Origin of the sequence: Paraburkholderia fungorum (genome assembly GCF_902833645.1) — a bacterium.
In the GTDB taxonomy this organism is placed as follows: Bacteria; Pseudomonadota; Gammaproteobacteria; order Burkholderiales; family Burkholderiaceae; genus Paraburkholderia; species Paraburkholderia fungorum.
Genome location: NZ_CADFGE010000012.1, coordinates 229,041 through 242,350 on the forward strand (window position 1 = coordinate 229,041; position 13,310 = coordinate 242,350).

General features: G+C 61.9%; 11 protein-coding genes and 1 tRNA gene. 10 read left to right on the forward strand and 2 right to left on the reverse strand.

The window, feature by feature from the left end; translation table 11 throughout:
* The first annotated feature begins 23 nt into the window (after nt 1–23).
* Nucleotides 24–1,499 (forward strand): tetratricopeptide repeat protein, encoded by a 1,476-nt coding sequence (locus HWX91_RS30870; protein ID WP_028200187.1) that lies wholly within the window; start codon nt 24–26, stop codon nt 1,497–1,499.
* Between the two features lie 144 nt (nt 1,500–1,643).
* Here HWX91_RS30870 and HWX91_RS30875 read toward each other — a convergent pair whose 3' ends face one another.
* Nucleotides 1,644–3,317, reverse strand: coding sequence for an electron transfer flavoprotein-ubiquinone oxidoreductase (locus HWX91_RS30875; protein WP_028200188.1), 1,674 nt, complete (start codon nt 3,315–3,317; stop codon nt 1,644–1,646).
* Between the two features lie 191 nt (nt 3,318–3,508).
* Between HWX91_RS30875 and HWX91_RS30880 the strand changes: the two genes are divergently transcribed.
* Both HWX91_RS30880 and HWX91_RS30885 read left to right on the forward strand, forming a co-directional pair.
* Complete coding sequence (locus HWX91_RS30880; protein ID WP_028200189.1) at nt 3,509–4,285, forward strand: SDR family oxidoreductase; 777 nt, start codon at nt 3,509–3,511, stop codon at nt 4,283–4,285.
* Nucleotides 4,286–4,392: 107 nt separating this feature from the next.
* Nucleotides 4,393–4,824: an acyl-CoA thioesterase gene (locus HWX91_RS30885; protein WP_028200190.1), complete on the forward strand. Its 432-nt coding sequence runs from the start codon at nt 4,393–4,395 to the stop codon at nt 4,822–4,824.
* Nucleotides 4,825–4,845: 21 nt separating this feature from the next.
* Here the strand turns inward: HWX91_RS30885 and HWX91_RS30890 are convergent, their stop codons facing one another.
* Nucleotides 4,846–5,391: a LuxR C-terminal-related transcriptional regulator gene (locus HWX91_RS30890; protein ID WP_028200191.1), complete on the reverse strand. Its 546-nt coding sequence runs from the start codon at nt 5,389–5,391 to the stop codon at nt 4,846–4,848.
* Nucleotides 5,392–5,634: 243 nt separating this feature from the next.
* Between HWX91_RS30890 and HWX91_RS30895 the strand changes: the two genes are divergently transcribed.
* The 7 genes from HWX91_RS30895 (at nt 5,635) to thrS (ending at nt 13,280) form a co-directional block, all read left to right on the forward strand.
* Nucleotides 5,635–6,339 (forward strand): CoA transferase subunit A, encoded by a 705-nt coding sequence (locus HWX91_RS30895; protein ID WP_028200192.1) that lies wholly within the window; start codon nt 5,635–5,637, stop codon nt 6,337–6,339.
* A gap of 2 nt (nt 6,340–6,341) precedes the next feature.
* On the forward strand, nt 6,342–6,983 hold the full coding sequence (locus tag HWX91_RS30900) for a CoA transferase subunit B (protein WP_028200193.1): 642 nt from the start codon (nt 6,342–6,344) through the stop codon (nt 6,981–6,983).
* 261 nt (nt 6,984–7,244) lie between these two features.
* Nucleotides 7,245–8,156, forward strand: a complete 912-nt coding sequence (locus HWX91_RS30905) for an alpha/beta fold hydrolase (RefSeq protein WP_028200194.1) — start codon at nt 7,245–7,247, stop codon at nt 8,154–8,156.
* A 91-nt stretch (nt 8,157–8,247) separates the two neighbouring features.
* A complete protein-coding gene (locus HWX91_RS30910; protein ID WP_028200195.1) occupies nt 8,248–8,601 on the forward strand; it encodes a RidA family protein in 354 nt (117 codons plus the stop codon).
* A gap of 70 nt (nt 8,602–8,671) precedes the next feature.
* On the forward strand, nt 8,672–10,915 hold the full coding sequence (locus HWX91_RS30915) for a RelA/SpoT family protein (protein ID WP_028200196.1): 2,244 nt from the start codon (nt 8,672–8,674) through the stop codon (nt 10,913–10,915).
* Nucleotides 10,916–11,044: 129 nt separating this feature from the next.
* Nucleotides 11,045–11,121, forward strand: a tRNA-Val gene (locus HWX91_RS30920).
* Nucleotides 11,122–11,372: 251 nt separating this feature from the next.
* Nucleotides 11,373–13,280, forward strand: coding sequence for a threonine--tRNA ligase (gene thrS, locus HWX91_RS30925; protein WP_028200197.1), 1,908 nt, complete (start codon nt 11,373–11,375; stop codon nt 13,278–13,280).
* Nucleotides 13,281–13,310: the final 30 nt, after the last annotated feature.

A 13,310-nucleotide genomic window follows, 5' to 3' on the forward strand; every position in this document is an offset into this window, starting at 1 on the left:
GTAGTGCGCGCGGCATCGTTTCAATGACCGATCCGAACATCGAGCCGGCAACTAGCCAACTCGCGGATCTGCGTGCCCGCGCGGCCGCGCCGCGAGCCGGCGTGGCCGATTGCCTCGCGCTCGGGCAAACACTGCTGCAACACGCCGCCCGTAACAAAGACAGCCAGCGCGAAGCGCTTGCAGCGCTCGTACGGGCCTATCAGCTTGATCCCTCCTGCGAACCCACCTTGCTTCACACGATTGCGCAAACAGCGTTCATCGTGCGCGATTGGGCACTCGTCGACTCCGCCACTACGCTGCTTCTCGAACGCAACGCCGAAGACGCCAACGCGTTGATCTGGCGCGCCGCCGCCGTGCAACAACGCAACGACTTCGACACGGCCGAGCACCTGCTGCGCGAAGCGGTGCGCGTCGCGCCCGGTAATCCGGTGGCGCTTCACAAACTTGCGTTGTGCGTCAAGGAGCAGGCGCGGTTTCAGGAAGCGGAGGCCTTGCTCAGGCAGGTGCTGGAGTTGTCGCCGGATAACGTGCATGCGCTATTCGATCTGTCGGAGCTCGAAATCCGCACCGGGCGTTTCGCCGCCGGCTGGACGCATTACGAATCACGGGTCGCGTTCGGTGACGATTTGAACAATGCGCAGCATGCGCTTGCTGCAATCAGCGCGCATTGGCAGGGCGAATCGCTGCAAGGCAAAACGCTGGTGGTGTACGGCGAGCAAGGCAACGGCGACTGTCTCTGGGCGGTGCGCTTTCTGCCGCTGCTGGCGGAGAGGGCGCGCCGTGAGGGCGGTCGCGTGATTTTCGGTCACGACGGGCCGTTGCGGCATCTATTCGAACGAATGCTGCCTGCCGATTTGCGGCTCGAAACGAGCCTCGAAACCCAGCCTGATTTCCATTGCGGATTGATGAGCTTGCCGCTGCGGCTTGGCGTCTTCGATGCAAAGGGGTGGGGTGCGCCGTATCTGAGTGCGGAGCCCACGCGTGTGCACGTTTGGCGCGAGCGAGTTCACGCGCACACGGCGCGCAAACCGGGTAATCGCAAAGTCGGTCTGGTGTGGAATGGCAATCCTGACCATGTCCGCGACAGGCGGCGCTCAGTGCCCGTCGAGCAACTCGCACCGCTATTGAGCGTGCCCGGCGTGACCTGGTTTGCCTTGTCGCCCGGGCGCAGCGAGACGGTTGCGCAGTGGCGGGCCCAAGGTCACGATGTCGCCGATCTGACCCACCATTTTCAGTCCGGATTCGATGACGTCGCTGCTTTGCTGGCGAATCTGGATCTGGTTGTCACGATCGACAGCGGGCCGGCGCATCTGGCGGGCGCACTTGGCGTGCCGACCTGTCTGATGATCGATCACGTGTCGGCATGGTTCTGGGGGGATGAATCGCGCACCACGGCCTGGTACGATTCGATCGAGATATTCCGGCAGCCCGAGATTGGCGCGTGGGCGCCGGTGCTGGCCAAGGTGCGGGAGCGGATTGAAATGACGCGGCGTGTCTGAGCTTTCTGCCTTGCGGCGGCTTTGGGATTGGCATTGACAGCGAGTCGGCCGTAGACGCCCTCTTTTCTGCCGACTCAGAACGGTTGGTTACGGACCGTGCGCGGGCAGACCAACAAGCTCCGCGCACGGCAAATCAACTCCGGATCACATATTCGGATAGTTCGGACCACCGCCGCCCTCAGGCGTCACCCAGACGATGTTCTGGGTCGGGTCCTTGATATCGCAGGTCTTGCAGTGCACGCAGTTCTGCGCGTTGATCACCAGCCGCTCGCTGCCGTCGTCGTTCTTCACGAACTCATACACCGCAGCCGGGCAGTAGCGCGATTCCGGACCGGCATAGGTCTGCCAGTTCACGTTCACCGGCACCGTCGGATCCTTCAGCGTCAGATGCGCCGGCTGGTTCTCTTCATGATTCGTGTTCGAAATGAACACCGACGAGAGCCGGTCGAACGTCAGCTTGCCATCCGGCTTCGGATAGACGATCTGCTTGCACTGCGACGCGGGTTTGAGCATCTCGTGATCGGAATGCTGGTGATGCAGCGTCCACGGCACATTGCCGCCCAGCAGCTTCTGCTCGATGCCCACCATCAGCGTACCGAGGTACAGGCCCTTGCTCATCCACTGCTTGAAGTTGCGCGCGCGATGCAGTTCCGTGTGCAGCCACGAGGTCTTGAACGATTCCGGATAGGCCGTCAGTTCATCGCTGGTGCGGCCAGCCTGCACGGCCTCAAATGCAGCATCAGCGGCCAGCATGCCGGTCTTGATCGCCGCATGCGAGCCCTTGATCCGCGATGCGTTCAGGAAGCCCGCATCGTCGCCGACCAGTGCGCCGCCCGGGAACACCAGCTTCGGCAGCGACATCAGGCCGCCTGCGGTAATGGCCCGCGCGCCGTACGACACCCGCTTGCCGCCTTCCAGAATTGCGCGGATCGCCGGATGCGTCTTGTAGCGCTGGAATTCCTCGAATGGCGACAGGTACGGGTTCGTGTAGCCCAGGCCGACCACGAAGCCCACCACCACCTGGTTGTTGTCCATGTGATAGAGGAACGAGCCGCCGTACGTGTCGTTCTCCAGCGGCCAGCCGGCGGTGTGCATCACCAGACCCGGCTTGTGCTTGGCCGGATCGATTTCCCACAGTTCCTTGATGCCGATACCGTAGACCTGCGGATCGACGCCTTCACGCAGCTTGAATTTGTCGTTCAACTGGCGGCCGAGGTGCCCACGGGCGCCTTCACAGAACAGCGTGTACCTGGCGTGCAGCTCCATGCCGAGCTGGAAATTCTCGGTCGGCTGGCCGTCCTTGCCGATGCCCAGGTTGCCGGTGGCGACGCCTTTGACCGAGCCGTCGTCGTTATACAGAATCTCCGCGGCCGGAAAGCCCGGGAAAATCTCGACGCCGAGCGCTTCGGCCTGCTGACCGAGCCAGCGCGTGACGTTCGCGAGACTGATCACATAGTTGCCGTGGTTCTTGAAGTTGTCCGGCAGCGCCCAGGTCGGCACGCTCTTCGAACCGGTTTCGGTCAGGAACAGGAATTTGTCTTCGGTCACGTCCACCGTCAGCGGCGCGCCTTTTTCCTTCCAGTCGGGGATCAGTTCGGTGATCGCGCGCGGATCCATCACCGCGCCCGACAGGATATGAGCCCCGATCTCCGAGCCTTTTTCCAGTACGCACACGCCAATCTCGACGCCTTTCTCGGCCGCCAGCTGCTTCAGGCGGATCGCTGCGGACAGGCCAGCCGGGCCGCCGCCGACGATCACGACGTCGTATTCCATCGACTCGCGTGGTCCGTATTGCTCAATGAGGCTTGCGGGGGTCATTGATGCTCCTCTTGTTACCGTTAGAATGCTTTTTTCGGGATCGTATTGTGGGCGATGGTCTCCGCCACCGCAACCCGATCAGCGGAGATTAGCACGATCGTTCTATTTTTGTGATACGGTGTGACCCGCAGTGGCGGTCTTGCCGCATCCGTCAATCGCGTCTGTAACAACAACCGAACAAGGGAACGACAATGGGCCGTTCGATCAATCTGGAAGGCAAAGTCGCGCTGATTACCGGCGCTTCGAGCGGGTTGGGGAAGCGCTTTGCTCAGGTATTGTCGCAGGCCGGCGCCAAAGTCGTGCTGGCGAGCCGCCGCACCGAGCGTCTGAAGGAATTGCGCGCCGAGATCGAGGCCGCGGGCGGCGCGGCACATGTTGTCTCGCTCGACGTCACGGACTATCAGAGCATCAAGTCGGCCGTCGCGCACGCGGAAACCGAAGCGGGCACGATCGATATTCTGGTGAACAATTCAGGCGTGTCGACCACGCAGAAGCTTGCGGAAGTGACGCCGGCCGATTTCGAGTACGTATTCGACACGAACACGCGCGGTGCTTTCTTCGTCGCCCAGGAGGTTGCCAAGCGCATGATCATGCGCGGCAATAGTGCCCAGAAGCCTTCATACCGGATTATCAATATCGCGTCGATGGCGGGCTTGCGGGTGTTGCCGCAGATTGGCCTGTACTCGATGAGCAAGGCCGCCGTGGTCCATATGACCAAGGCTATGGCGCTGGAGTGGGGCAAACACGGTATCAATGTGAACGCCATTTGCCCGGGTTATATCGATACCGAGATCAACCACCATCACTGGTCGACCGAGCAGGGGCAGAAGCTGGTATCGATGCTGCCGCGTCATCGTGTCGGCAAGCCGGAGGATCTGGACGGGCTGTTGCTGCTGCTGGCCGCCGACGAATCGCAGTTCATCAATGGGTCGGTGATTGCCGCCGACGATGGCTTCGGACTTGCCTGAACGCGCGGACCGTTTGCCGGAACACTGGCCGCATTTCGCGGCATGTCATTTTTTGCGCCGGCTTACTCGCCGGTTTCACCCTCGTTTCAACCCGTTAAAGAAGTACGATGAGCGATTTTCACGCAGTTTTTGAGATGTCTATGCCGATCCGTTGGGGCGACATGGACGCGTTCGGCCATGTGAACAACACGGTCTATTTTCGTTATATGGAGCAGGTGCGGATTTCCTGGTTCGAACAGATGGGTATGGCCGGCAGCAACGCCGACGGGCAGGGGCCGGTGATCGTCAATGCGTCGATGGAGTTTCTCAAGCAGTTGCACTATCCCGGCGACGTGATCGGCCGGATGTCCGTCGCGACGCCTGGGCGCAGCAGTTTTGACACGGCCTTCGAGCTCGTGCGTGCCGACGATCCGAACACCGTCTATGCCCGTGGCGCCGCCCGCTGCGTATGGATCGACTACGCGGCCGGTAAATCGGTGCCGGTTCCCGATCTGCTGCGCGAGACAATCGAGCGCGCGGCGTTGGTGAAGGCTGCCTGATTCAGGCGGCCTGATCGCTCCTCAATGACCGAGCAACCGCTGCAGTAGCTCGGTCGCGTTCCCCGTATCGTATTTGCGCATCAGCCGCGCGCGGTAGACGTCGACCGTGCGCGGGCTGATATCCAGCGCACGCCCGATCTGCTTGCTGGTTTTGCCCGTCACCAGTTGCGCGGCGATTTCCCGTTCCCGCGGAGTCAGTTCGACCGCCACGCGCCGCGTCGCGCTCAAATCCTCGAAGGTCCAGACGCCGGCTGCGTGCGCGTCGGCGCGTTGCTGCGCGCGGCCCGTCACGTGACACCAGAACAGTTCGCCATTGGCCCGCTTCATGATCCGGTCGTCCGCGTAGCTGCCTTGCGCGGTCATGATCGGCGGAATCCGCGCGCCGATCCGCTCGAATTCGTCGGTCGACGGGTACAGCATCTGGAACGACTGGCCGAGCAGCGTTTCGCGCGGGTAGCCGAATATCGACGCCAGTTCGTCGTTGCAGTCTTCAATGATCCGTTCGCGCGACAGCACGAGTCCGATCGGGGCGAGTTGAAACGCGGTTTGGTAATCCAGTGCGGGCATGGGCTGGCGGCAAGTACTTATGTATTTTTGCGTATTGTGCCGCATGGCGCGCCCAGCGTACTCTTTCGGGCACATGACAAGGCGGCGAAGCATTCGCGGCGGGCGTTGGCGCAAGGTTAGACGACCTGAGCGCAGGGCCAGCCGCAGATGACTAGAATGACGTGTCGGGCTTTTGCCCGCCGAGCGTCATATCGAGGCCGCAACGAACCGATTTCGGGTTTCCATAAAGGAAGGGACATACAGATGAACAAGGTCTATCCAGGCGCTGCCGAGGCGCTGAAAGACATCGTCAAGGACGGGCAGACGTTTGCCGTCGGCGGTTTCGGGCTGTGCGGCATTCCCGAGGCGCTGATCGGCGCGCTGCGCGATTCGAAGGTGCAGGGCATCACCTGCATCAGCAACAACGCGGGCGTCGACGGTTTCGGCCTCGGTCTGTTGCTCGAAACGCGCCAGGTCAAGAAGATGATTTCGTCGTACGTGGGCGAGAACAAGGAGTTCGAACGCCAGTATCTGGCCGGCGAACTCGAACTGGAATTCACGCCGCAAGGCACGCTCGCCGAGAAGCTGCGCGCCGGCGGCTCGGGCATTCCGGCCTTCTTCACGAACACCGGCTACGGCACGCTGATCGCCGAAGGCAAGGAAACCCGTCAGTTCGGCGAGAACCACTATGTGCTCGAACACTCGCTGACGGCCGACGTCGCGCTGGTCAAGGCATGGAAGGCCGACAAATCGGGCAACCTGATCTATCGCCGCACCGCGCGCAACTTCAACCCGATGTGCGCGATGGCCGGCAAGATCACGGTCGCGGAAGTCGAGGAAATCGTGGAAGTGGGCGAGCTCGATCCGGATGCGATCCACACGCCGGGCATTTTCGTGCAGCGCATTGTGCTCAATGCGCATCCGGAAAAACGCATTGAACAACGCGTCGTCCGCGCGAAAGGAGACTGATGATGGCATGGACTCGTGACGAAATGGCCGCCCGCGCGGCGAAGGAATTGCAGGACGGTTTCTACGTGAACCTCGGCATCGGCTTGCCGACCCTGGTGGCGAACCATGTGCCGCCCGGCGTCGAAGTGTGGCTGCAGTCGGAGAACGGCCTGCTCGGCATCGGCCCGTCCCCGACCGAAGAAGAAGTGGATGCCGATCTGATCAACGCCGGCAAGCAGACGGTGACCACGCTGCCGGGTTCGTCGATTTTCTCGTCGGCGGATTCGTTCGCGATGATTCGCGGCGGCCACATCAACCTGGCGATTCTGGGCGCGATGCAGATCAGCAAGAAAGGCGATCTGGCCAACTGGATGATCCCTGGCAAGATGATCAAGGGCATGGGCGGCGCGATGGATCTGGTCGCGGGCGTCAAGCGCGTGGTCGTGCTGATGGAGCACGTCGCCAAGGGCGACCAGCACAAGATCCTTGAAGAGTGCACGTTGCCGTTGACGGGCGTGGGCGTGGTCGATCAGATCATCACCGATCTCGGCGTGATCGAAGTGACGGAAGACGGTCTGAAAGTGACCGAACTGGCGCCGGGCGTCAGCGTCGAGGAAATCAAGGCGAAGACGGGCGCGCCGCTGGATGTGAGCGCGGTGAGCTGAATGTTTTTATGAGCCGCCCGCGGGTTCGGTCTGCATGACGGGAACGTGGCGGCGGGGCAGGACCCGGAGCGGGCGAGGCGCGAGTCTCGCCCGCTTTGTTTTTGCGCCTGAAGTCCGTTCGATACGAGTCCCGGGCTGTCCTATGACGTTTGGCCGATCCTTGCCGCACGGCAAAGCGGTTTACAATCTTTCGAAGATTGGACGCTTATTGATCCCTGCTGTGCCCAGGCCGAATCCGCAGCGCTTTTGCAAGGAAACCCGATGACCGACACGTCCACTTCCACTACCGGGCGGCCTGCGCCGCGCCAACGTTATGTGCAATGCGCAAGCGGCGGCGGCTTGCACCGTATCGCCTACACCGAGTGGGGCGACCCGGCCAACCCGCGTGTGCTGCTGTGCGTGCACGGCTTGACGCGCTCGGGGCGCGATTTCGACCGCCTCGCGGCGGAATTCGCCGGCACTTACCGTGTGGTGTGTCCGGATGTGGCGGGGCGGGGCTTGTCTTCATGGCTCGCGAACCCCAACTTCTATACCGTGCCGCAGTACGTCGCCGATATGGTCACGCTGATCGCGCGCCTGAACGTCGAAACGGTCGACTGGTTCGGCACTTCGATGGGCGGTCTGATCGGGCTCGCGCTGGCCGGTCTGCCGGAAACGCCGATTCGCAAGATGCTGCTGAACGACGTGGGTCCGCATCTGGAACCGGTGGCCGTGCAGCGAATCGGCGATTACCTGGGTAAGCCGGTGCGTTTCGAATCGCTGCAGCAGGGTATCGATTACGCCGCGCTGCTTGCGCAAACGTTCGGCCCGCTCACGCCGGAGGAGTGGCGCGAGATCAATACGCCGCTGCTGCACGAGCAGGACGGCGCATGGTTGTTCCGCTACGACCCGCGAATTGCTCAGCCATTTACCGCGACCACCGAAGAGGCGGCCAAACTCGGCGAAGCCGCGCTGTGGCATTCGCTGGCGGCGTTTCAGGGGCCAGTGCTGGTGGTGCGCGGCGAGCAATCGGATCTGCTTTCCCGTGAGACCGTCGCGAAGATGGTCGAAACCGGGCGTGCGGTATCGAGCGCGGAAATCGTGGGCGTCGGGCATGCGCCGGCGTTCCTGTCGGCCGATCAGATCGACCTCGCGAGGCGGTTCTTCATCGGGCCGGCCGCTGACGCGTCATAATGTAGGGTTCCGCACACTGCCCTTTTGTCTCTGGCCGGGTGCAATGCGGAACGCATCTTAGATCAACTTTCAACCCAACTCAGGATTCTTCATGGCAGTCATTCGTCATCACGTCGGCAAGCGCCTCTCGGAAACCGCCGTATACAACGGTACCGTGTACCTCGCAGGCCAGATCGCCGAAGACGCGGATCAGGACATCACGGGTCAGACGCGCGAAGTGCTCGGCCACATCGACCGTCTGCTGGAGGAAGTGAATAGCGACAAGTCGCATTTGCTGTCCGTGCAGATCTACATCTCGGACATGGTGCATTTCGCCGGCATGAACGCCGTGTGGGACGAGTGGGTTGCACAAGGCGCCACGCCGCCGCGCGCTACCGTGGAAGCGAAGCTCGCGAACCCGAAATGCCTCGTCGAAATCGTCGTGGTCGCGGCGCAGCGCGATTGAGCGTGACCGAACCCGGTCTCGCAGTTGTTGAAATTCTGTTGATCCGTCTGGCCCGGTGGGCCGTCGCACCATGACTACCGAAATCGTTACGAGCACGCCGGCCCCCATCCCTTCCTTCGACGAAGCGATGGCGTTCGTGCGCGAACATGCGGGCGATGTGCGGCTCTCGTCGGGCGAATTGCTGGCGGATCATGCGGCGGGTACGGCGTCGATCATGCGCACGCTCAACGTCGATCCGCCGGCGGTGCTGGCGGCGGCGCTGTTTGCACTGACGCCGCATCTGCAAGACCCTGAGCGCGTGATTGCCGACAACTTCGGCGAAGAAGTGGCGCAACTGGTCGGCGATGTACGCAAGCTGCTGCGCCTCGGTACGGTGAGCTTGCGCGCCGCGCAGAACGCGATGCCTGAGGCCGGGCGCGATGCGCAGGCCGCGCGCCGTGCCCAGGTCGAGGCGCTGCGCAAGATGCTGCTCGCGTTCGCGCAGGACATTCGTGTTGTCCTGATACGGCTCGCGTCGCGCCTGCAATCGCTGCGCTATTACGCGGCGGCGAAGATCACACCGTCGCCCGACGTTGCGCGTGAGACGCTCGATATTTATGCGCCGCTTGCCAACCGTCTGGGCATCTGGCAACTGAAATGGGAGCTCGAGGATCTCGCGTTCCGTTTCGAAGAGCCGGTCACGTACAAGCGCATCGCCAAGCTGCTCGACGAGAAACGCGTCGAGCGCGAAAGCTATGTCGCACAGGCGATCGAGCGGTTGCAGCAGGAGTTGGCCGCGGCGAATGTGCAGGCCGAAGTGAGCGGCCGGCCCAAGCATATCTATAGCATCTGGCGCAAGATGCGCGGCAAGGAACTGGACTTCGCCGAACTGTACGACGTGCGCGCGTTTCGCGTGATCGTGCCGGACATCAAGGATTGCTACACGGTGCTCGGCATCGTGCATAACCTGTGGCAGCCGGTGCCCAGAGAGTTCGACGACTACATCTCGCGGCCGAAGCCGAACGGCTATAAATCGCTGCATACGGTTGTGATCGGCGACGACGGCCGTGCGTTCGAAGTGCAGATCCGTACGCAGGAAATGCATCAGTTCGCCGAGTACGGCGTGGCGGCGCACTGGCGCTACAAGGAAGCGGGCACGCGGGGTTACGGCGGCCAGTTCAGCGCCAACGAGAAGTACGACGAGAAGATTGCGTGGTTGCGTCAACTGCTCGCGTGGAAAGACGAAGTGTCAGAAGGCGAGCACGGCGAGAAGCGCGCGGCGCAGCCGTGGGAGCAACTGCGCCAGGCCACGCTCGACGACGACCACATCTACGTGCTTACGCCGCAAGCGCGGGTGATTCCGTTGCCGCATGGCGCGACGCCGGTGGACTTCGCGTATCACCTGCATAGCGAGCTGGGGCATCGCTGCCGTGGCGCGCGCGTTGACGGCGCGATGGTGCCGCTCAATACGCCGTTGCAGAACGGTCAAACGGTCGAGATCGTCGCGGTGAAGGAGGGCGGTCCGTCGCGCGACTGGCTCAACCCGCAACTCGGATATCTGCAGAGCCATCGGGCGCGGCAGAAAGTGCGCGCCTGGTTCAACGCGGTCGAAGTGCAGGAGCACATCGCGAGCGGCCGTGCGATGGTCGAAAAGACCCTGCAGCGCGAGGGCAAGACGTCCGTCAATCTCGATCAGCTCGCCGCCAAACTCGGTTTCAAGACTACCGACGATCTGTTCTCGGTGGTCGGCAAGGAAGAGTTCAGCTTGCGGCTCGTCGAGCAGGCGTTGCACGATGCGCCGCCGCCCGAGCCTGTCGTCGAGGCGCCGGAACAGTTCGAGAAGCGCAGTAGCGGCGCGAGTGTCGCCCGTGGCGCTTCGACTGGCGTGCTGGTGGTCGGCGTCGACGCGCTGCTTACGCAACTCGCGCGCTGTTGCCGTCCCGCTCCGCCTGACGAGATCAGTGGCTTCGTCACGCGCGGCAAGGGCATGTCGATTCACCGCAGCGATTGCCCGAGCTTCCTGCGCATGGCCGAACGCGCGCCGGAGCGTGTGCTGCAAACTGCATGGTCGGCCGATGTGATGAGCGGGCGCGGGCAATCGGTCTATCCAGTCGACCTCAGCATCGAGGCAACGGATCGGCAAGGCCTGCTGCGCGATATCTCCGAAGTTTTCGCGCGAGAGAAGATGAACGTGATCGGGGTGAAAACGCAATCGCGGCGTAACGCCGCGTTCATGCAATTTACCGTCGAGGTATCGAGCGCGGCGCAGATTCAGCGCGCGTGTACGTTGCTCGGTGAGGTGACGGGCGTGATGCGCGCTTCACGCAAGAACTGAGGTTTGGGCGCGGCGGCGGGTTGCCCTCGGCATCGCTTCCGCGCGTCCGGGCGCGTGCGTAGAAATTTAAAGTCGATGCATAAAAGTACTTGCCAAGCGGTGTGGCGCTCCATATAATCTCGTTTCTTCAGGCTCGTAGCTCAGCTGGTTAGAGCACCACCTTGACATGGTGGGGGTCGTTGGTTCGAGTCCAATCGAGCCTACCAACGAAAGAGAAATTCCGGCTTTGCCGGGGTTTCGCAAACTGCAGTAAGCGCTTCGGCGCAAAAGGCAAATACGGTTATGGCACCGCGAACGTTGACCGAAACTACTTCGGAGCGACGCTAGTCGAGGACCACTTTCGCCAATGTAGTTTGCAAAAAATGTGAATGCGGCCCCTCGAAAGCGGGGCCGCATTTTTTTTTGGCTTGTTTGATGGTTGTATGTGCCGCCGCCGGTCGGCACCACGGAGAACACAATGGTTTCGATACGTCTGCCCGACGGTTCTGTTCGACAGTACGAGCATCCGGTGACCGTCGCCGAAGTGGCCGCCTCGATCGGCCCCGGCCTCGCGAAGGCCGCGCTCGGCGGCAAGATCGACGGTGAACTCGTCGACACGTCCACGCTGATCGATCACGACGTGGCGCTTGCCATCGTCACCGAAAAAGACGCAGACGGCCTCGATATCATTCGCCACTCCACGGCGCACTTGCTCGCGTACGCGGTGAAGGATCTGTTCCCGGAAGCCCAGGTCACGATCGGCCCGGTTATCGACAACGGCTTCTACTACGACTTTTCCTACCACCGTCCCTTCACGCCCGAAGATCTCGAGAAGATCGAAAAGCGCATGCAGGAACTGGCGAAGAAAGACGAGCCGGTCTCGCGCCGCGTGGTGTCGCGCGACGAAGCGGTGGACTACTTCAAAAGCATCGGCGAGAAGTACAAGGCCGAAATCATCGAATCGATTCCGGCTACCGACGAAATCAAGCTCTACTCGCACGGCAGCTTCACCGATCTGTGCCGCGGCCCGCACGTGCCGTCCACCGGCAAGCTGAAGGTTTTCAAGCTGATGAAGCTGGCCGGCGCCTACTGGCGCGGCGATTCGAAGAACGAGCAGTTGCAGCGCATTTACGGCACGGCCTGGACGAAGAAAGAAGACCAGGACGCGTATCTGCACATGCTCGAAGAGGCGGAAAAGCGCGATCACCGCAAGCTCGGCAAACAACTCGATCTGTTCCATATGCAGGACGAGTCGCCGGGCATGGTGTTCTGGCACCCGCGTGGCTGGACGCTGTGGCAGCAGGTCGAGCAGTACATGCGCCGCCGCGTGAACGACGCCGGCTACCTCGAAATCAAGACGCCGATGATCATGGACCGCTCGCTGTGGGAAGCGTCGGGCCACTGGCAGAATTATCGTGAAAACATGTTCACGACCGAGTCGGAAAAGCGCGACTACGCGATCAAGCCGATGAACTGCCCGGGTCACGTGCAGGTGTTCAACCACGGTCTGCGCTCGTATCGCGATCTGCCGCTGCGCTACGCGGAATTCGGCTCGTGCCACCGCAACGAATCGTCGGGCGCGCTGCACGGCCTGATGCGCGTGCGCGGTTTCGTGCAGGACGACGCCCACATTTTCTGTACTGAAGACCAGTTCATCAGCGAATCGATCGCGTTCAATACGTTGGCGATGAGCGTCTACAAAGACTTCGGCTTCGAGAATGTCGAGATCAAGCTGTCGTTGCGTCCGGATGCGCGCGCCGGCACGGACGAGACGTGGGATCGCGCGGAGCAGGGTCTGCGCGAGGCGCTGACGGCCTGCGGCGTAACCTGGGAAGAGTTGCCCGGTGAAGGTGCGTTCTACGGTCCGAAGGTCGAATACCACATCAAGGACGCGCTCGGCCGCTCGTGGCAGTGCGGCACCTTGCAGCTCGATATGGTGCTGCCGGAGCGTCTGGGCGCCGAATACGTCGCCGAAGACAATAGCCGCCGCCGCCCGATCATGCTGCACCGGGCAATCGTCGGATCAATGGAGCGCTTCCTCGGGATTCTGATCGAGCACCATGCTGGTGCAATGCCGTCGTGGCTTGCGCCGATGCAGGTCGTAGTGATGAATATCGCGGAGAATCAGGCCGAATATGCGCAGTCTCTAGCCCAATCGTTGCAAAAACAAGGGGTTAGAGTAGAGGCCGATTTGCGCAACGAGAAGATTAGCTATAAAATACGCGAGCACACGCTAGAAAAGGTGCCGTACCTACTCGTGGTCGGCGACAAAGAGCGTGAAGCCCAAACGGTAGCCGTGCGTGCCCGTGGTGGTGTCGATCTGGGTGTGATGCCTCTCGATGCCTTCATTGAGCGTCTGCGTCAGGACGTGCAGTCGTTCAACTGAGCCACCTGGCAGCCCGGCTCGTTTTTTTAA